The sequence below is a fragment of the Solitalea koreensis genome (assembly GCF_900182575.1).
Classification (GTDB): Bacteria; Bacteroidota; Bacteroidia; order Sphingobacteriales; family Sphingobacteriaceae; genus Solitalea; species Solitalea koreensis.
This window is the reverse complement of the sequence record NZ_FXSZ01000002.1, coordinates 126,470-147,964: the sequence shown is the minus strand read 5'-3', so window position 1 is coordinate 147,964 and position 21,495 is coordinate 126,470. Positions and strand designations below refer to the sequence as shown.

Genomic DNA, 21,495 nt, shown 5'->3' with positions numbered 1-21,495 from the left:
ATGCGAAAGATTATTACGCTTATAGGATTAACCATTTGCATTTACTCCTGTACAAATCACAACGAGAAAAAGCAAGAGGATGAAACTGTTAATGTCAAAACTCCGGTGACTATTACAACGATCAAGAACGGATCAATGAGTGATTTCATTGAATTGAATGCAACGTCTTCGTTTATGCAAAAACATTATGTAAAAGCGAATACGAATGGTTACATCGTTTCAGTAAGTGCTGAAGTGGGTAAATATGTAAACAAGGGACAAGTTTTATTCAAACTTAAAACCAAAGAAGCTCAGAGTATAGGAAACACCATTGCCAAACTTGATTCAACCTTCAAATTCTCGGGTATAATCAATATTAAATCTAATGATCAAGGTTATCTTACTCAATTAAATCATCAAACAGGTGATTATGTACAAGATGGTGAACAACTTGCTGCGATTAGCGATATGAATAGTTTTGCTTTTGTACTGGATCTTCCTTACGAATTGAGATCATTTGTATTGAATAAAAAAACGGTTGAACTTATTTTACCCGATGGAGAAAGACTTAATGCTACCATTGCATATACTTTGCCTACCGTTGACGCCACTTCTCAAACTCAAAGCATTGTTTTAAAGGTTAACCCAACTCATTCGATCCCGGAAAATTTAATTGCAAAGGTTAGGATAGTGAAAAATGCCAAAAGTAATGGTATTTATTTACCAAAAGATGCAATATTGACCAATGAAACTCAGACCGTTTTTTGGATTATGAAAATGATCGATAAGGAAACTGCGGTAAAGGTGATTGTTAAAAAGGGGATTGAAACAGATAATAACGTAGAAATACTATCACCAGCTTTATCGCCGACTGATAAAATTATAGTATCCGGCAATTACAGCTTGCCTGATACCGCCAAAGTAATTGTTACACAATAATAGTTCACATGCGTAACTTTTTCATCTCCCATAAAAACCCTCTAACTATTGTCATTGCCATCATTTTAATGGGGGGAGTGTTTGCGTATGAAAAAATGCAAACTTCATTGTTTCCGGAAATTACATTTCCCAAGATTAAAATAATCGCTGATGCAGGTCCGCAACCGGTTAACAAAATGATGACATCTGTTACCCGGCCATTAGAAAATACGATAAAGCAGGTTCCTAAATTAAAAAGAATAAGAAGTACAACCAGTCGCGGAAATTGTGAAATATCAGCTTTTATGGACTGGGATGCTGATATTGATCTGAGTCAACAACGTATAGAATCAAAAATTAACGAAATTAAAAACTCGTTGCCAGTTGACGTTCAAATTACAGTTGAAAAGATGAATCCTTCTATTCTCCCTGTAATTGGCTATACCCTGGAAAGCAAAACAAGATCGCCCATTGAATTAAAATTATTGGCGACTTACACCATCAAACCCTATTTATCTCAGGTTGAAGGAGTTTCAGAAGTGAGGGTTATCGGAGGAAAGTCTAAAGAATACTGGATTGTGCTCAATACCCAAAAGATGAGCACGCTGGGAATCACACCTGATATTATCAGCACTGCACTCAGCCAAACCAATTTCATTAAATCGAATGGTTATTTGACCGATTATCGCATGCTGTATCTTACGGTAACTGATGCTTCTGTTCATACAAAAGCAGAATTGGAAAGTATTGTTATCAGCAACAATGGTAAGCGTGTGGTCCAGCTTCAAGATTTGGCTGAAGTACAAATTCAAGAGGCGAAAGAATACGTTAAGATTAATGCAAATGGGAAAGATGGATTGCTGTTGGCTGTCATCAAACAGCCTGATGCCAATTTAATAGATATATCAGACAAAATGAATGCAAAGCTAACAGAGTTGCAAAGCATTCTTCCTGCCGATGTAACCATTAAACCCTATTATGAACAGTCTGATTTTGTAAATGCAAGTGTAAAAAGTGTTAATGACAGTTTATGGATAGGATTGTTTTTGGCGATTATTGTCGCTATAGTTTTTCTTCGGTCAGCTAAAGCAAGTTTAACCATTCTAATCACCATTCCTGTAACAATTAGCCTAACGATAATTGTACTGTATGCAATTGGTCAAACTTTTAATATAATGACTCTTGGTGCTATTGCTGCAGCTATCGGACTTATTATTGATGATGCAATAGTGGTGGTTGAGCAAATTCATCGTACTCACGAGGAGCATCCTGAAGAATCTAGTAATACGTTGGTTCATAAGGCGGTTCAATATTTATTTCCGGCCATGTTAGGCTCCTCAATCAGTACCATCGTTATTTTTATTCCTTTTTTACTGATGACCGATGTTGCTGGAGCTTATTTTAAAGTAATGACCAATACCATGATCATTACACTGATATGCTCATTTTTAGTGACTTGGATTATCTTGCCGGTACTTTATCTATTACTAACAAAAGGCAAAAAAAATAATACTCCTTCAAAGACAATCACTAATCATAACCTAAGAACCCGAAAGTGGATCACGTTTTTTATTCATCGGCCGTACATTAGTTTTGCTATTGTTCTTTTATTAGCAGCTACTATATTTTTTATTCTTCCACAATTAAAAACTGGTTTTTTGCCGGAAATGGATGAAGGAAGTATTGTGCTCGATTATAGTTCTCCTCCCGGAACCTCGCTTTACGAAACCGATCGAATGTTGCGCGAAGTAGAAAAGATCATCGTTAAGGAGCCGGAAGTAGCAGCATACTCAAGAAGGACAGGCACTCAAATGGGCTTTTTTATTACGGAGCCTAATACGGGTGACTATTTGATTCAACTAAAGAAGAATCGAAAGCGTAGTACAGATGAAGTGATCAGTGAAATCAGAACAAAGGTTGAGGCCTCTCAACCTGCCTTACGAATTGATTTCGGACAAGTCATTGGCGATATGCTAGGCGATTTGATGACCTCAATTCAGCCAATTGAAGTAAAAATATTCGGTAATGATCAGAAAAAGCTGCAACAATTATCGAAACAGGTTGCTGCTGTTTTGAATAAATTGAATGGAACAGCTGATGTGTTTGATGGGATCGTTATCGCTGGGCCATCCATTAATATTGAACCACATTTTAAAGCATTAGCACAGTTTGGAATTACGCCAGCTAATCTTCAATATCAATTACAAACCTCATTAGAAGGAAATGTAGTAGGGGATATACGTGAAAAGGAACAGATTAATAATATTCGAATGATTTACCCCGACAATCGTTCAAAAAGTTTAATATCAATTCAGAACCTCAATGTATTTCTTCCAAATGGTAAATTAAAGCCAATTACTGATCTGGCAAACATCCGTTTAAGCTCAGGTGAAGCCGAAATTCAACGAGAAAATTTGCAGGCAATGGGGGTGGTAACGTCTCGTTTGGAGGGCAAAGATTTAGGAACCGTAATGCAAGAAGTCAAGAGGAATGTAGCAGCCCAAGTTCATCTCCCACAAGGTTATCACATTCAATATGGTGGTGCTTATGCGGGTCAACAGCAATCATTCAGAGAACTACTTATTATTTTAATCAGTTCAAGCTTATTGGTATTTGGTGTCATCTTGTTTTTATTTAAAGACTTTAAAATAGCATTGATCATTTTACTCATTTCGGTTTTGGGTATTGCAGGCAGCTATTTGGGATTATTTATTACAGATACACCTTTAAATGTGGGAAGTTATACCGGTTTGATCATGATTGTGGGTATTATAGGTGAAAATGCCGTATTTACTTTTATGCAATTTAAAGAAACCCTGCACACACTAAGTGTAGATGAAGCCATTATCTATTCAATTTCAACCCGATTAAGGCCAAAATTAATGACTGCCTTAGGAGCAATTATCGCTTTATTGCCATTAGCCTTAGGCATTGGCACTGGTTCTCAACTTCATCAACCTTTAGCCATTGCAGTAATTGGCGGATTTATTGTTGCATTGCCTTTATTACTTATTGTTTATCCAAGTTTTTTAAGGGTTATTTACAAACGTTCAATTTAATGTATTTGATGAATGGGTTGTTGTATGATTGATTTTTTTTAAACTTTGGGTTGCTATTGCTCATTTTATTCTTTCTTTTTAAAATAACCTTTAAATAAAAAATTATGTTGCAGCGCTTCCAGATCTTCATCTAATTTTTTGCTACTGCTTTCCATATTTTTAATCGTGTTTCGTAGCGATATTGCGATTGAATCATCATTAAAAAATAGGCCAATAGGGCTTTTATTGGTGTTTAATTTATCGCTTGCCCTTTTTATGTTATCAGTAAACTTATTTGCTGTATTAGCCGCTAGTCGAAGTTGAATAGCAATGTTTTTTAAGTTGTTGAAAATAATTGTGTCCGAAACTAAGTCATTTGCAAGTGTCCCTTTTTGGTTTAACCGGGAGGTAAAATTTGTAAGATCTGTGATTACTTTTTCACTCTTTACAGAAGCCATTTTAAAATTTGACAGGGTAGTTCGTATGTTAACTGCTAATAATGTATCATTTAATAAGGTTCCTATCGTTCCATTACCATCATTTATTTTCTTTGTTATTATTTTGAGATTGTTCAATATATCGAGTAAGTTTTGATTATTCGATTGTAATGTTGCCAACATATCATCTGTGGAGATTGCTTTTTCTACAAGTAAATAGTCGTCAGTTTCTACCTGTGGAGCAGTAGGTGAGCCTCCATAAATAACCACAATTTTGTTTCCAATCAAACCATCGGAACTTATTTTAGCCTTTGCATCTTTATGAATGTATGCTTGAGCATCTTGTTCAAGTTTCATTGTAATAAGCACTTTGGAATTTGTAACAAAACCCATGTACTTAATCGTACCTATTTTTACACCAGAGAACCATACATTATTTCCTATTTGTAATCCGTTTACATCATCAAAGAGAGCATTAATGGTAAAGGATTTTACAAAAGCTTTTTTCTGTCCTCCTAATGTATAAACAGCAGCAATAAGAATGAGTATTCCAAGCGATATGAAAAATCCTACTATAACTGCCCGTTTGTTTTGTACTACTTTCATTTAAAGTTATTTAACTTCTTATTGGTATTATCATTTATAAAATTATAATTATAAAATCCTCGAATACGCTCATCATTTGTATTAAATACATCATCAAAACTTCCTTGCGTTAAAAAATTACCATCCACTATCATTGCAACCCTGTCGCCGGTTAGTTTTGCGCAGGTCAGATCGTGTGTTATAATTAAAGAACTTGTATTATATTTTTGCTGCACTTCATTAATGAGATTATTTATTTCAACACTAGTTATGGGATCCAGACCAGCAGTAGGCTCATCATACAGCATTATCTCCGGCTTAAGAATTAAGGTTCGTGCGATGCCAATACGTTTTTTTTGACCACCGGAAAGTTCTGAAGGCAATTGATTAATTGTTTGAGGTAAATCTACATTCTCAAGTACTTCTTCAATAGCCTTATCTACTTCCTTACTTTTTATATTTTTCAAATTTCTTACTAATGGAAATTCAAGATTTTCTCTAACTGTCATGCTATCATACAAGGCACTGCTTTGAAAAGAAAAGCCAATTTTTAATCGCAAAGCCTGCAATTCTTCTGTACTAATTTTGTCAACTTCTTGTCCTAATACATTAACAACCCCTTTATCGGGTTTAAGCAATCCAGAAATAACTTTGATTAATACAGATTTTCCACTTCCTGATCGCCCCATCACAACTAAATTTTCGCCTTTAAAAAGATCCATATTTAAACCGCTGAGTACATTCAGTTCGCCAAAAGATTTTTCAAGATCTTTAACAAAAATCACCCTATTATTCCGATCAATCTTTACACCGTTCTTCATTTAATAGTTTTCGATTGAATTTACCTTATGGCATTAACAAATTGTACAATAATCATCTCTTCAATAAAAATGAGAAACATAGCAACCACAACGGCAGTATTAGCTGCTTTTCCTACACCAACTGTTCCATATTGAGCATTATAGCCTTGATAACATCCTGCAATACCAACAGTGAATCCAAAAACAATGGATTTAAGGACTGATGAAAATATATCTAAGAAAGAAATGGAACTAAATGCCTCTTTAAAAAAAGCTGTATAACTGGTTAATTCATTAGCATGTACATTCATAAAGGATCCCATCATACCAATGAATCCAAAGTACATGACAAGGATTGGCAGCATTAAAGTTATGGCCAAAACACGTGTTACTACTAAAAACTTAAATGGGTTAGTTGCTGAAACTTCCATGGCATCAATTTGTTCAGTTACTTTCATTGAACCCAATTCAGCCCCCATATGAGAACCAACTTTTCCTGCGGTAATTAAAGCAGTAATTAAAGGTGCCATGGCCCTTACAATAGCAATAGAAACAAGTGAAGGTAGCCAAGAACTTGCTCCAAATGAAGACAATGAGGGTCGCGATTGTTTTGTAAATACCAAGCCGGTTATAAAGCCTGTTAAAGAGATTAAAACAAGAGATTTATACCCAACTTCGTAGCATTGTTTTATTATTTCCTGGAATTCGAAAGGTGGAGAAAAAGCTTCTTTAAAGAAACGCGAAATAAAACTAAAAACCTTATAAATATCAATGAAAAACTCATCAATCTTTTTTGAAATGATAAATTTTTGTTTCGAATTTGGTTCCATTAATAATCGGGTACAAAATCTATACCCATAACTTATGACCTAAACAATTTACGGCAACACTGGTTAAGGGTGAGTCAATAAGTCGCTAATGGTTTTTCCTATAATTAATATTATGTTAAGTAAATTATATAATACTGCGATCTTAGCTCCCCTTATAAAAAAACAAAGGGCGCTTTTATGCGCCCTGCTATACTACTTTTTTATTGAGAATTACTGAACTACTACGTTTGCACGAGAACTCGTAAGATTGTTACTGCTGGCTTTTACTACAATATTTCCTTTAAGTCCTGGTTTAGCTTTAACTATAACCAGAGCCATTCCATTAAACGCATGCTTATTTGGGCTTTGAAATGATTCAAAACTGGTTGCATCTCCATTATCCGTTCCTACAATTTCACCAGGGCCTTCAATTTCGAAATGAATTTCCGGTTGAGTTCGCGGAACTGTTAATCCATTCTTATCCTGAACCTGCAGGGTTATGAAAGCCAAATCCTGTCCATCGTTAGCAATTTGTTTACGATTGGAGCTAAGAGCAAGTTTTGCGGGTTCACCAGTCGTTTTTACTACGTCCGTCGCCCATTTTTTACCATTTTTATACGTAACTACTTTTAATTCACCTGGATTGTATTTTACATCATTCCAAACCAAACGAAAATCTTGGTTTTCCTTTTTAGATTTACGACCAAGGCTTTTGCCATTCAAAAATAATTCGGCTTCATCACCTGAAGTATAAACATGTACAGGCGTGATTGAATCTATTCTTTCGTTCCAATTCCAATGCGGAAGAATATGAGCCATTGGATAATCAGGGCGCCAATGAGATTGGTACAAGTAATAACGATCCTTAGGAAAACCGGCAAGGTCTACAATACCAAAATAGCTACTGCGTGATGGAGGATTACTCTTTTGCATTTCCTCTAGCTTCTTTTTCAATTCTTCTTTTTTAGAAGGATCATTTCTAAAGTTGAGCAAATTGGTTTCATCTGATCCATACGGTGTGGGTTCTCCTAAATAATCAAAACCTGTCCACACGTATTCACCCAATAAATGAGGATATTTTGCATTGGTACGAAATTGTTCATCAGGCGAGCATCCCCAACCAGGTTTGGCAGAATCATACGATGTTATTTGCCAGTTTTTGTACTCTTTTCCAAAAAAGTATTCACCACGGGAACTTACACAACTTGAAGTTTCGCTGCCAATAGTTGGTTTTTTAGCATAACGCAGATCGGCATCCCACTTCGGTTGCTGGTTAAAAAAGTAATTCACTCCCATTATATCTAAGGCCACTACTGCCCCCGACTCTCTCCCACCGTCAGGGTCATTGTAACCATTTGAAACAGGACGAGTTGGATCTTCACGGTGCACAATATCAACCAGATGCTTGGTTAAAGCAACGTCTCGTTGATCCATCACTTCATTGCCAATACTCCAAATAAACACGCTGGGATGATTACGATCACGTTGTACCAATGCGTTTAAATCTTTTTCGTGCCACTGATCAAACAGTTTGTTATAATCATTTTTCTTTTTCCCTCTTTTCCAACAATCAAAGGCTTCATCCCAAACTAAAAATCCCATTTCATCGGCCAATTCCAATAATTCAGGAGCTGGTGGGTTGTGCGAAGTGCGTAACGAATTACAGCCCATATTTTTAAGTATCACTAATTGACGACGTAAAGCGCTCGTATTAATAGCAGCACCCAAAGCGCCTAAATCATGATGATTACAAGTGCCTTGTATTTGAACTCTTTTGCCGTTTAATAAAAAGCCATCTCTTGCCGTAAATTGTATTGTACGTACTCCAAAAGAAGTTGAATAAGTATCGGTTAATTTTCCGTTAACACTGATTATAGTTTGTGCTACATAAAGGTTGGGTTTTTCAAGGTCCCAACGCTTAGGATTATTAAGGTTAACCTGTGCCTCTAGCTCAGCGCTGGCCCCTGCCTCTAAAGTAATGGATAGAGGTTTAAGAGCAGCCACTTTTGATCCTAGCGTTTTATTCTCAGCAAATTCATAGATGACAGTTTGCACATCTGCTTTTACCGTGTTGTTTTGTTGGTTGTCGACCTTTACTTTTACTTTTACAATTGCCGAATGATCAGTTACTTCAGGTGTTGTAATCGTTGTGCCCCAATGCGCTACATGCACGGGGTCTGTTTTTACCAACCAGGTATGGCGATAAATACCGGCGCCGGGATACCAGCGAGAATCCCATTTTTCAGTATTTAATTTAACAGCAATTACATTTTCTTTTCCAATCAAAACAAAAGGAGATAAATCCATACGGAAAGAACTGTAACCGTATGGCCAAGTGCCTACGTATTTTCCGTTGAGCCATATTTCTGCATTCGCCATAGCCCCGTCAAAATCAATAAATATTTTTTTCCCTGCATCCTCTGACGGTACAACAAAGTGTTTGCGGTACCAGCCAATGCCTTTCCATGGTAATTTACCCGTCTCTCCGGCAAGATCTATCCGAAACGGTCCGGTAATGGCCCAATCATGCGGTAGATCAAGCCGCTGCCAATTAGCATCAGAATATGTTATGCTTTCCAGGTCTTTAGGTTCTTCTACACGTGATCCGTCAGGTTGTAAACCATAGCGCATGAACAGCCATTCTTTATCAAAAGACTGTACATCGGAAGAACCCATTCGTACCATTGATTTATTTACTTGGGCCGCAGCTGAAAGTGGAACAATGATTCGTAATGCAATGGCTGCAATTACTCCTGTTACAATTCTTGTTTTTCTTATCATGTTTGTATGTTCGGTGGATACAGATTTAACTACTTTATTGTTAACTCACGCAATATTATAAAAAACAACAAGTAAGTGATACGCTTTTTTAACTATCTAATCAATCAATTTATCTCTAATTCAAATCAAAAGCTCATCTTTGCCTGAAATTTCAATGATATATGACGGCTGCAGATGAATTAAAACACTTGCGAAAATTACTTAAGATAGAAAAGGAAGAAGATCTGCAGCAATACAAACGTTTTGTTATAGAATCGGATGTAAAGGAACGAGTGAAAAACGGAAGTTCCTGGTATCCGGTTATGCTAACTCAAACTGGAATTGGACGCGGCGAGCAAGTTTTTGTCGAACTTGAACGTACTACAAATAAAAATATTGAGCACCAATTACAAACTGGCCGACGTGCGGCTTTATTTTGTAACGCAAATAATAAAGCCGATAAAATGCGTGTTGAAGGGGTTATTGGTACATCAACCAAAGATCGATTACGCATTTATTTAAATACGGATGAATTACCTGAATGGATTCGTGATGGTAAAATCGGTATTGATATGTTGTTTGATGAAACTTCCTATCGCGAAATGGACGAAACGCTCCGGCTCGTTTCTCTTGCAGAAAAAAATCGTTTGGCCGAACTCCGTGAAATTCTATTAGGACATCAACCTTCATTTTCTGCAGAAAGAGCAGATCATAAAGTTGAAATATCCCATTTAAATTCTTTTCAAAATCAAGCTGTAGAAGCAATTTTAGCATCAAAAGATGTTGCCATTGTTCACGGTCCTCCGGGAACGGGAAAAACTACCACATTTATTCAAGCAATTAAACTGGTGGTTGAAAAAGAAAAGCAGGTTTTAATAACTGCACCCAGTAATACAGCTGTTGATTTATTGTGCGATCGGTTGCATCAAGAAGGTTTAAATGTAATCCGCATCGGCCATCCTGCCCGGGTTAATGAAGAATTAACTGAATTGGTAATCGATAATAAAATCAGTCAGCATGAATATTTTGGAGATATTAAAAATCTTCGCAAGAAATCAGAAGAGTTCAGGAGCCTTGCTTTTAAATACAAGCGTAGTTTCGGCAAAACGGAAAGCCAACAACGAAAATTACTGCTTGATGAAGCCCGAAATTTAAAGTCAGAAGCTCTTAAATTAGAAGATTATATTGTTAGTGATATTCTGTCGCAAGCACAAGTGATAGCATGTACCTTGGTTGGCGCTAATAATTCGTTATTGCGGGATAAAACGTTCAAAACCATTTTTATCGATGAAGCTGCACAGGCACTTGAACCTGCCTGTTGGATTCCCATTATGAAAGCAGAAAGAGTAGTTATGGCTGGTGATCATTGCCAACTCCCCCCTACTGTAAAATCAATTGAAGCTGGCAAGCAAGGCTTACACCTTACCTTATTTGAAAAAACGATCCAACGGCAACAAGTTGATACATTGTTAGCTACTCAATACCGTATGCATGAACAAATCATGGAATTTTCGAATCAACAATTTTATGAGGGCAAATTGTTAGCCGATGAAAGTGTTAAATCAAGAAAAATAACGGATGCTGATGAAAAACCAATGCTTTTTATTGATACAGCAGGATGTGGTTTTAATGAAATTACTGAAGGAAGTCGAAGCTTGATAAATAAGGAAGAAGGCTCTCTTCTATTAACTTATTTGGATTGGTTTTTACTGGAATTGGAGCAGGATGTTAATCTACCGCTTGATAAAATGAAACAAATAGGGATAATTTCACCATATAAAGCACAGGTAAATTATTTGTTAGAAGAAATTACTAATTATCCGGTACTTAATAAGTATCGTTCCATGATAAGCCTTAAAACTGTAGATGGTTTTCAAGGGCAAGAATGCGATTTAATTGCAATCAGTTTGGTAAGAAGCAACGATAAAAATGAAATTGGCTTTTTAGCTGATACACGAAGAATGAATGTGGCCATGACAAGAGCTAAAAAGAAATTGCTATTATTTGGCGACAGTGCAACACTAGGTTCTCATCCATTTTATGCCAGCTTTTTAGATCATGTTCATTCCAATAATGCCTATCAAAGTGCGTGGGAATTAGAATACAATTGAGTAGAAAGATACAAGATCAAAGAACAGGTTGATAGTTGAAGTACGATTGCACCCATAAAAAAGAGTTCTGTTAATTTTTAACAGAACTCTTTTTTTGTTTATTAACTAAAGACAGGTTTTGTGTTTGTTCTTTATTCTTATTCGCCTAGTGCTTTCAGTTCGGCGTCAATTTTAGCGTATTTATCTTTAGCTCCTGTGCGTGAATAAATTTCTTTAAGAGAAATTAATACGTTACGATCTTTAGGATTGATAGCGTATGCTTTTTCCAAATACGGAGTTGCTTCACCTGCTTTTTTTAAGAATTTCTGTTTTTCAACATCGTATTCTTTAACTTTATTAGTAGGTAACATGTTAGCTTTTTTAATAATGTCAGCAGCCTGGTTAAAGTATAATGCACCTAAATTGTAATTTGCATCAAAATAGTTTGGATCAATTTCTAATGCTTTTTTGTATGCTGCAGCTGCTTCATCAGGTTTTTTAAGGTTTTCATACGTAACTCCTAATGTAAATTGAAGCGTCTTATTACTTGGATCAGCAGCAATGGCTTTATTTAATTTGTCAACAATAACATCCGATTTACCTTCTGCCAGGTACATATTCAATTCTTCAATCATCAAATAATTATCAGTAGGGAAAATAGAGCGGCCTTTTTCAAGAATGGCCTTTGCTCCTTCTTTGTCCCCTTTATTCTTTTTGATATCATACAAAGCTTTATAGATATAAGGCTCCTTATCGTAATTCATATCAGCAAGTTTTGTAAAGGCTGCCTCTTCTGATTCTTTGTCATTTATTTTCTCCGCTACAATTCCGGTATTTAAATACAATGAAGTATCAGAAGGATTCATTTCAGAAGCAAACTTGAAATACTTCAATGCAGTTTTAAAGTCTTCCTTATTGTAAGCACCTAATCCTTTATTGTAACCAGCTGCATAGAGGTTAAAAGAAGCATTTTTAAGGTCTTCCTCAGAGATTGATTTTTTAACATCCAGTTCTTTTGCCTTTTTTAAGGATTCGGAGGCAATTTGAATTGGATCGTAATCCAAATTGTGGCGCGAAGTATCATTTGCAATAGCTGTATATACTTGAACCTTTACCATGTATGTATGTGGCAAAGTAGTCGTTTTAGGATGCACTACAGCTTTGTCGATAGATTCTTTTGCTTTATCGAGTTGTTTGAGCATTACCATTTTCTCAGCATTTTCTACTTCTGCATTTTGTGCCTTAGCAACTGTTACTGCTGCTAGCAACAATCCTGATAACAAGATTTTTTTCATTATATAATTCTTTGGTTAGTGTCTGAATATTAATTTTCGGTTGTTTCGGGTGCATCTGTTGATGCTGCATCTTCACCAGGTGAATTAGTTGTTCCCTCTGTACCTTCAACTCCTTCCAAATTTTCTAATTCATCTTCACCGGCATCATCAATTTTAGCAACTGACGCAATTTCATCTTCTTCGTTTAATTTGATAAGTCGAACACCTTGTGTTGCTCTTCCCATTACGCGAAGCTCATCAACACCAATGCGGATTGTAATTCCCGATTTGTTGATAATCATCAGATCATCGCCTTCTTTTACATCTTTAATAGCGATCAGATTACCCGTTTTCTCAGTGATGTTGATCGTTTTTACACCTTTTCCACCACGGTTGGTAACTCTGTATTCATCAATATCAGAACGTTTACCATACCCTTTTTCTGAAACTACTAATACATTGGTTTCTTGATCGTCGACAGCAATCATGCCAATTACTTCATCCGAAACACCATTTAACGTAATTCCGCGAACACCGGCAGCAGTGCGACCCATTGGGCGTACAGTACTTTCATTAAAGCGTATTGCTCTTCCTGATTTAAGCGCCATTAGTATTTCTGAAGTTCCGGTAGTTAAACGCGCCTCTAACAACTGGTCACCCTCATTAATTGTAATCGCATTAATACCACTTACACGTACTCGAGAATAGGCCTCTAATGAGGTTTTCTTAATGGTACCTTTTTGGGTACACATAATGATAAAGTTATTTTCCAGATATGCAGGATCATTCAAGGTTTTAATGGTTACAAAGGCTTTAACCTTATCTCCACCTTCAATTTGAATTAGATTTTGCATTGCCCTGCCTTTAGAGGTTCGGCTTCCTTCCGGAATATTATAAACTTTGAGCCAGAAACAACGACCTTGTTCAGTAAAGAACAACATGTAATTATGCATTTGTGCAATAAACAAGTGTTCAATAAAGTCTTCCTCACGAGTGCTTCCACCCATAGAACCACGGCCGCCTCTACCTTGTTTTCTGTATTCAGTAAGTTTGGTCCTTTTGATATAACCTAAATGAGAAATTGTAATAACAACGTCCTCATTTTCAATCATATCTTCAATATTGATATCACCTTCTGCATGTACGATCATGGTTTTGCGCTCATCACCGTACTTTTCTTTCATTTCAGCAAGCTCATCTTTAATGATTTGCATACGCAAACCTTCATCCGCCAAAATTGATCTTAACCGTTCAATGGTTTTCATCAATTCAGCATATTCCTCTTTAATCTTATCACGTTCCAGACCTGTTAAACGGCGGAGTGTCATATCAAGAATAGCACGAGCCTGAATGTCGGATAAACCAAATTGACTCATTAAGCCCTCTCGGGCATCCTCAGGAGTTGCTGAACTACGAATCAGGTTTATTACTTCATCAAGATGATCAAGCGCTATTAATAAACCTTCGAGAATATGCGCTCTTTTTTCTGCTTCTGATAATTCAAACTTAGTACGGCGAACAATGACCTCATGACGATGTTCAACAAAGTGGTGAATAAGGTCTTTTAAGTTCAGCATCATTGGACGGCCTTTAACCAATGCAATGTTGTTGATACTAAATGAAGTTTGTAAAGCAGTGTATTTAAATAGGTTATTAAGTACGATGCTGGCATTGGCCTCACGTTTAACTTCATAAACGATACGCATACCATCTCTATCCGATTCGTCTCTTAAATCAGAAATGCCTTCTAATTTCTTTTCATTAATGAGCTCAGCCGTACGCTCAATCATTAATGCTTTATTAATTTGATAAGGGATTGCCGAAACAATAATACGCTCACGACCATTATCCAGCGTTTCGATCTCAGCGTTTGCACGCATCACTATTCGGCCGCGACCAGTTTCAAACGCATCTTTAATACCATCGAATCCGTAAATAGTAGCGCCTGTTGGAAAATCGGGGCCCTTAATATGCTGCATCATTTCTGAAATCGTAATCTCACGATTATCTATGTATGCAACAGTGGCATCAATAACTTCGCTCAAATTGTGTGGAGCCATGTTGGTAGCCATCCCTACGGCAATACCTGATGCTCCGTTAACCAGAAGGTTAGGGATTTTTGAAGGAAGAACAGTAGGTTCCTCTAATGAATCGTCAAAGTTGAGTTGGAAATCAATGGTGTCTTTATTGATATCTGCCAGCATTTCTTCTGCAATTTTACGAAGACGTGCTTCCGTATAACGCATTGCCGCAGGGCTATCACCATCAATCGATCCAAAATTTCCTTGTCCATCGACAAAAGGATAACGTAACGACCAATCCTGAGCCATACGTACCATTGAATCATAAACCGAGCTATCCCCGTGCGGGTGATATTTACCCAATACTTCTCCTACAATACGTGCGGATTTTTTATGGGGTTTATTGCTGGCAAGACCCAAATCTAGCATACCATACAAAACACGACGGTGAACCGGTTTAAGTCCATCACGTACGTCTGGTAAAGCTCTGGAAACGATTACGGACATCGAATAGTCGATGTACGCCGATTTCATTTCCTCTTCTATATTAATTGGAATGATCTTACTGTTGTTATTCTCGTTGTTTTCTTCTTCTGCCATTTTTATGGTTCTGTGTAAAACTTATAATCGCACGCGAATTTAACAAATTTGCCCGAAATGTTAAGGTTATATAAAGATGTTAAAAAAATAAATTATAGGTTGAGGTGCCTACGTGTTATGACCTTTTAGCCAAAATGCGTCTCTCAAATCAGTTTGTTCATGCCGAACACAGTTTCTTTAAATCTTCGCTCCCAACCGCTTAATCTTTTTGAGATTACGGTGCTAAAACCCAGTTGATGTTCTTTTTCAGCAGACTTAGTGTTTTTTCTTCTTGGCTTCCTGCTCTAGGTTTATAATTATAGGCCCAGTTAGCTTGCGGAGGAAGACTCATAAGAATGGATTCTATCCTTCCGTTAGTTTCCAGCCCGAATTTTGTACCGGAGTCATACACCAGATTAAACTCCACATACCTGCTTCTACGCAGATATTGCCAGTTTTTTTGCTCCTGAGTAAACGCTTTGGTTCTGTTTTTTTCTATGAGCGGAACGTAAATCTTGGCAAAAGCCTCTCCCACTGATTTTACAAACTCCCAGCGATCAGCAAGTGTAAACTGTTCAGTTTCCCCTAATCGGTCGAAGAAAATACCACCTACACCCCTGGTTTCTTCTCTATGTTTAATAAAGAAGTAATCATCTGCCCATTTTTTAAAGGATGAATAATAATCGGCATGATGTTGATCACAGGTGTTTTTTAAAGTTTGATGAAAGAACCTGGCATCATCCTCATTCACGTAATGCGGAGTAAGGTCAATTCCTCCTCCAAACCATTTCTGCCCTGTCCCCATTTCGAAATATCGAACATTCATATGAATAATGGGTACCAAAGGATGATTAGGATGTATCACAATAGATACCCCGGTAGCAAAGAAATCTGTTTTATCCACTTTAAAGGAACGTTGTATCGCTTCCGGTAATTCACCATGGACTGCAGAGAAATTCACTCCGCCTTTTTCCAAAATATTTCCATTTTGTAAAATCCGGGTCCGTCCCCCTCCGCCTCCTTCTCTTTCCCAAACCTCTTCTTCAAACATTCCTTTACCGTCTGTTTTTTCAAGAGTGGTACAAATATCATCTTGTAAAGCACGCAGCCAATCAGTGATTTCTTCTTTAGTAATCATGCGCAAATATAGTCTAAGGTGTTTATTTCTTAGTCTTAAGTCTGAATTAATGCTTAATTATCTGTTACAGCACTATGTTTTTTTATTGTTGAGTGTGAATCACTCTCCACATAGTCAAGGTCTTTACCGTAGGTTTCCTCCAAATTCCAAAGCGCTATGTAGGCGATGAAAATAGTAGTGCACCCCACAATTAATCCGCTATTAATAACTCCAACTGAAGATATCAATGCTTTAAAAGCCAATGTTACCAACACCACCGAACCACGCACAAAATTGGGAACACTTGTAGCGACGGTAGCACGTAAATTTGTTCCGAATTGTTCAGCTCCCATGGTTACAAACACCACCCAATAGCCGGTAGCTAATCCCATTATAAAACACATAATATGGAAAAACTGAGCATTAAATCCGCGTGAATTCAAAAAGTATAATACAGAAAATAATGTTGCTGTTAAAAAGGCATAAACTATTTTTTTACGAGTTTTGAATACCTGACTTAAGGTTCCGCTAAGGAAATCACCAAGGGCAATACCAATGTACGCATACATAATTCCTTTCCCCGGATTTAGCTCTTCAGTAGCACCCATTGCTTTTCCAAAGTTATCGGCGAAGGTTACCAGAATACCAATTACAAACCACACAGGAACTGCGATGAGAATGGAATTGATAAAGCGTTTAAAGCGGTTTCCGGAGGAAAGTAACATAAGAAAGTTGCCTTTTTCAACATTGGCAGTTTTAACTTTATGGAACATACCCGATTCAAAAACACCGATACGCATAACAAGTAAAACAAGCCCCATAATACCGCCAACTAAATAAGCGGTTTGCCAATCGAAATGGCCACCTACCTGGGCGGCAACTACTGCTCCTAATAAACCGATTCCTGCAATGAGCATGGTGCCATAGCCTCTGTTTTCTTTGCTCATACTTTCAGTTATCAGAGTAATTCCCGCTCCTAGTTCTCCCGCTAAACCAACTCCGGCAATAAAACGTAGAATCGCATATTGTTCTACATTAACCACAAAACCGTTTGCTATATTGGCAATTGAATAAGTAAGTATAGAACCAAAAAGCACCCACAAACGGCCTTTTTTATCACCAAGGATACCCCACAATATTCCTCCGATTAACATACCAACCATTTGGCAGTTGATCAAAAAAACACCTTTATTCAATAATTGGTCTGGATTTGTGATACCCAAGCCTTTCAAGCTTTTTACTCGTATAACCGAGAATAGTATCAAATCATAGATATCAACAAAATAACCTAAGGCTGCGACAATGATGAGAAAAACAATATTTTTATTCTTCGCTAATTCTTTCATGAATTTGGTAAGTTGAACTGCGAATATATAAATGATTATGTATGAATTTGAATGAAGAAATATATTTTGACTTAATTAGCTCAATCAAAAGCCCATCATTTTGAATAGTTGAATAGCAAAATTGATTTTAAATTAATAGTTTATTTTAAGACAGTAGCATATCTACCTTATAGTATGAAGTTATCAGAAAATGCTGTTAAATGGTTAATGCGTTTCTATCCCCCTTTATTTTTTAATCGCATTTGGGTAAAAAACTTTGGAAAAGATTTTTTAACTGCAGAAGTAAAGATTTCCAAGAGTTTTTTGAATCGTAATTATAATGGTACCATATTCGGTGGGACTATTTTTAGCGCTGCGGATCCATTTTATTCAATCATGTTTTGGCAGATTTTTGCCAAAAAAGATATAAAGATCATTGGCTGGTTAAAAAGTGCTCATATTCAATATAAAAAACCGAGTAAAACTTCATTAACATTAAAATTTTCGTTAACGGAGGAAGATGTTGCCGAGGCTGAGCATGCTTTAAATACCATTGGTAAATTTGTTAAGGCTTATCCGGTAGAAGCCATAAACAAAAACGGCGAGGTTTGTGTAGTTGTATCAACCGAAGTGTATATGCGCAAATTGAGTAAAGATCAAAAACAAGCAGGTACAAATTTTTAATTGGTTTCAATCATAAAATGAACCTCCGAAAACTCATTCTTGCAGGGGAAAGCGTTACCCTCGATTTCAAGAAAACTATTACAAGTTGTGAGAAAATCGCTAAAACAATGGTTTCTTTTGCCAATAATCGTGGTGGTCGTTTATTGATTGGGGTGGCCGACGATGGGATAATAAAGGGAGTAAAATCGGAAGATGAAGAAAAATACATGATTCTGCAGGCGGCACATTTCTATTGCAGGCCGCAACTTGAGCCTTATTTTGATGAAATTACGGTGGATGATAAAATTGTTGTGGTGGTTGAAATAAAGGAAAGTGATTCGAAACCACATTATGCATTAGGAGAAGATAAAAAATGGTGGGTTTATATTCGTGTTAAAGATCATAGCGTATTAGCGAGTAAAGTCGTTGTTGACGTGCTTCGCAAAGAAACCAAAGGCGACAATATTTTCCTTGAATATTCATCGAAAGAAAAAGCATTATTGGAGTATTTAAATACTAACGATCGAATTACACTTCCAGAATTCACTCATTTACTCAACATTTCTAAACGCGCTGCCTCCCGTATTTTGGTTAACCTTGTTCTTATGGGCGTAATCAGGGTTCATACAACTGAAAAGACGGAATTCTATACAGCGTCCTGAGAAATTGCATTTTCTTTATCTTTAGCGAGTACTAAGCTACGTTCACTATCTCAATAAATTATCCTTGAAAAAAATCTATTCAAAATACAAACAACATTATAATAGCAATTTTTATTTAGCTTATCCGGTGGTTATTTCACAGTTGGGGCATACTTTAGTAGCCTTATCTGACAGCATCATAATTGGACAAACAGGAACAATTCCTTTGGCTGGTGTATCACTAGGGAATAGTATTTTTACCCTGTTTTTGGTGACAGGTATTGGTATTTCATACGGATTAACTCCACTTATTGCACAAGAAAACGGACGAAAAAATTATCCTGAATGCGGACGATTGCTTTCACACAGCTTATTGATCAATTTGATTACAGGTTTCCTGCTTTTCTTACTCATTTTCGGAGGTTTGTTTGCCCTTGAACATCTGGGACAACCTGTGGAAGTTGTTAAACAGGCTAAACCATTTTTAGGGTTATTGGGGTTGTCGGCCATTCCCCTTATGATCTTTTTAACCTTTAAGCAATTTGCTGAAGGTTTGGGTTTTACCAAACAGGCCATGAAAATCAGCATCTGGGGTAATATCATCAACATTTTTTTAGGAATAATTTTAGTATTTGGTTTATTGGGAATAAAGCCAATGGGGATAGTGGGGGTAGGTATTGCTACATTAGTCGACCGACTAATCATGGCTATTACCATGAGTTTTTATGTTTTTAGATCAAAAAGGTTTAGAAAATACCTAACGGGCTTTCGGGTAAAGAATTTAAACTTTGAAAGAGGCGGATCTATTCTTGGAATTGGAGTGCCGGTTGCCATGCAATATATTTTTGAAGTTGGGGCCTTTAGTGGAGCCGCAATTATGATTGGCTGGATGGGCGCTAAACAACTGGCTGCACATCAAATTGCTTTGAGTTTAGCAGCTTTAACCTACATGATGGCTAGTGGAATTTCGTCAGCAGCTGCAATTCGAGCCGGTAATAATTTCGGACAAAAAAACTTTAATGAACTCCGTCTTTCTTCAATAGCAAGCTATCACATGGTTATTGTGTTCATGTCTGTTTGTGCTCTATTATTTATGATTGCGAATAAATTCCTGCCCACGCTTTACGTCCGTGATCCTCAAGTAATCTATATAGCCTCCGGATTGTTAATTATAGCTGGATTTTTTCAGTTATTCGATGGTTTGCAAGTTGTCGGTTTAGGAATCCTCAGAGGAATGGGTGATGTGAAAATACCTACAGCAATTACCCTAATTGCATATTGGGTAATTGGGTTACCTTTGGGTTATATACTAGGTTTTACATTTGGTTATGGCGTGTATGGTGTCTGGTGGTCACTTTTACTTGGTCTATTGGTAGCTGCTTTTTTGTTGTTTTTAAGATTCAATTATTTAACGAGAAAAATGCAGAATTAAATACTTTATTAGCTGTTGTTTTCAAATGGTTAATTCCACAGGATGAGCAATTTTTTACTCGTACTTTTATTTTTTTTTTCAATAATCCCTCAATTATTTCCTTCATATTCTATTACTTATCAGTCAGTTAATAATTTTTCAAGTATTGGTATAATAATAGCAACTGTAGTATAACAATTAACCAATAGTTAGCAATACACATGAAAAAAAACCTATTATTATCTGCCTTTGCATTAGCTGCCGGGATGGTATTCTTTACTGCTTGCCAAAAAGAAACTTCAACCGGAACCACCAGGTTAAATGTCCGTATGACGGATGCCCCTGGTAATTATGAACAAATTAATTTAAGTGTTAAAGAAATCGTAGTTACTGTGGGAGATACAACTTATCGAATGGAATCGGGCAAAACTTTTAACATTTTAGATTTCAAAGCCGGATCTGCAACCCCTGATATTTTGGTCGCTAGTGAAGAAGTTCCGACAGGATCTATTAAGGAAGTTCGTCTTCTTTTAAATGAAACAGGAAACAGCATTAAAGTTGACGGTCAAACGTATGATTTAAAAATTCCAAGTGGATATAGCTCAGGTTGGAAAGTTAAATTAAATGAAGCGATACAACTTACTGACGGCATTGCTTATTCGTTATTACTTGATTTTGATGCAGCTAAATCAATAGTTCATACTGGATCAGGAAGTGATAAGTATTTATTGAAACCAATAGTCAGAGGAATTGTTCAGGCCACCTCAGGTATACTAACAGGAGTGATTAAACCAATTACTGTACAAGCAAAAGTTTATGCAATAAATGAAAATAAGGATACAGTCGGAACTGTTTCTGATATCACCACAGGTAAATTCTCAATTGGAGGATTGAAAGCTGGTTTATACAAAGTATCATTTGACACTCAAGACACTACTTATAGAGATACTATATTATCAAACGTTAATATTAAAGCTGGTATAACAACTAAGCTAGATACTATGGCATTAAGGAAAAAATAAGATTCATAAACCCAATAGCAGGTTCT

15 protein-coding genes are annotated in these 21,495 nt (G+C 36.6%); 7 read left to right on the top strand and 8 right to left on the bottom strand.

The features are described 5' to 3' along the window. Window positions 1–918 carry an efflux RND transporter periplasmic adaptor subunit gene (locus tag FN756_RS03775; RefSeq protein WP_142601611.1) on the top strand — a complete coding sequence of 306 codons (918 nt, stop codon included), beginning with the start codon at window positions 1–3 and terminating at the stop codon, window positions 916–918. 8 nt (window positions 919–926) lie between these two features. Further along, complete coding sequence (locus tag FN756_RS03770) at window positions 927–3,956, top strand: efflux RND transporter permease subunit (RefSeq protein WP_142601609.1); 3,030 nt, start codon at window positions 927–929, stop codon at window positions 3,954–3,956. A gap of 65 nt (window positions 3,957–4,021) precedes the next feature. On the opposite strand, the gene FN756_RS03765 is transcribed toward FN756_RS03770, so the two are convergent. The 4 genes from FN756_RS03765 to galB all read right to left on the bottom strand — a co-directional run bounded on the left by FN756_RS03765 (window position 4,022) and on the right by galB (window position 9,347). Continuing rightward, a complete protein-coding gene (locus FN756_RS03765) occupies window positions 4,022–4,978 on the bottom strand; it encodes an MlaD family protein (RefSeq protein WP_142601608.1) in 957 nt (318 codons plus the stop codon). Next, window positions 4,975–5,778 carry an ABC transporter ATP-binding protein gene (locus FN756_RS03760; protein ID WP_142601606.1) on the bottom strand — a complete coding sequence of 268 codons (804 nt, stop codon included), beginning with the start codon at window positions 5,776–5,778 and terminating at the stop codon, window positions 4,975–4,977. The genes FN756_RS03765 and FN756_RS03760 overlap by 4 nt, the downstream gene beginning before the upstream one ends. 20 nt (window positions 5,779–5,798) lie before the next feature. Continuing rightward, on the bottom strand, window positions 5,799–6,587 hold the full coding sequence (locus FN756_RS03755; RefSeq protein ID WP_142601604.1) for an MlaE family ABC transporter permease: 789 nt from the start codon (window positions 6,585–6,587) through the stop codon (window positions 5,799–5,801). A 210-nt stretch (window positions 6,588–6,797) separates the two neighbouring features. Next, complete coding sequence (gene galB / locus FN756_RS03750) at window positions 6,798–9,347, bottom strand: beta-galactosidase GalB (protein WP_142601603.1); 2,550 nt, start codon at window positions 9,345–9,347, stop codon at window positions 6,798–6,800. Window positions 9,348–9,535: 188 nt separating this feature from the next. Between galB and FN756_RS03745 the strand changes: the two genes are divergently transcribed. Beyond that, window positions 9,536–11,437, top strand: a complete 1,902-nt coding sequence (locus FN756_RS03745; protein ID WP_246085416.1) for an AAA domain-containing protein — start codon at window positions 9,536–9,538, stop codon at window positions 11,435–11,437. Window positions 11,438–11,574: 137 nt separating this feature from the next. On the opposite strand, the gene FN756_RS03740 is transcribed toward FN756_RS03745, so the two are convergent. The 4 genes from FN756_RS03740 to FN756_RS03725 form a co-directional block, all read right to left on the bottom strand. Then, window positions 11,575–12,711, bottom strand: coding sequence for a tetratricopeptide repeat protein (locus FN756_RS03740; protein ID WP_142601600.1), 1,137 nt, complete (start codon window positions 12,709–12,711; stop codon window positions 11,575–11,577). A gap of 29 nt (window positions 12,712–12,740) precedes the next feature. Continuing rightward, entirely contained in the window at window positions 12,741–15,311 is a 2,571-nt protein-coding gene (gene gyrA / locus FN756_RS03735; protein ID WP_142601598.1) for a DNA gyrase subunit A, read from the bottom strand. Between the two features lie 214 nt (window positions 15,312–15,525). Further along, a complete protein-coding gene (hemF, locus tag FN756_RS03730) occupies window positions 15,526–16,428 on the bottom strand; it encodes an oxygen-dependent coproporphyrinogen oxidase (protein ID WP_142601596.1) in 903 nt (300 codons plus the stop codon). A gap of 53 nt (window positions 16,429–16,481) precedes the next feature. Then, a complete protein-coding gene (locus FN756_RS03725; protein ID WP_142601594.1) occupies window positions 16,482–17,753 on the bottom strand; it encodes an MFS transporter in 1,272 nt (423 codons plus the stop codon). A gap of 174 nt (window positions 17,754–17,927) precedes the next feature. On the opposite strand from FN756_RS03725, the gene FN756_RS03720 reads away from it, so the two are divergent. The 4 genes from FN756_RS03720 to FN756_RS03705 all read left to right on the top strand — a co-directional run bounded on the left by FN756_RS03720 (window position 17,928) and on the right by FN756_RS03705 (window position 21,469). Next, complete coding sequence (locus FN756_RS03720; protein ID WP_142601592.1) at window positions 17,928–18,416, top strand: DUF4442 domain-containing protein; 489 nt, start codon at window positions 17,928–17,930, stop codon at window positions 18,414–18,416. A gap of 17 nt (window positions 18,417–18,433) precedes the next feature. Next, window positions 18,434–19,057 carry an RNA-binding domain-containing protein gene (locus FN756_RS03715; protein WP_142601590.1) on the top strand — a complete coding sequence of 208 codons (624 nt, stop codon included), beginning with the start codon at window positions 18,434–18,436 and terminating at the stop codon, window positions 19,055–19,057. A 64-nt stretch (window positions 19,058–19,121) separates the two neighbouring features. Further along, on the top strand, window positions 19,122–20,468 hold the full coding sequence (locus FN756_RS03710) for an MATE family efflux transporter (protein WP_142601589.1): 1,347 nt from the start codon (window positions 19,122–19,124) through the stop codon (window positions 20,466–20,468). Between the two features lie 200 nt (window positions 20,469–20,668). Next, the gene (locus FN756_RS03705) at window positions 20,669–21,469 is read left to right on the top strand and encodes a DUF4382 domain-containing protein (protein ID WP_142601587.1); all 801 of its coding nucleotides are present in this window, start codon (window positions 20,669–20,671) and stop codon (window positions 21,467–21,469) included. Window positions 21,470–21,495 lie beyond the last annotated feature (26 nt).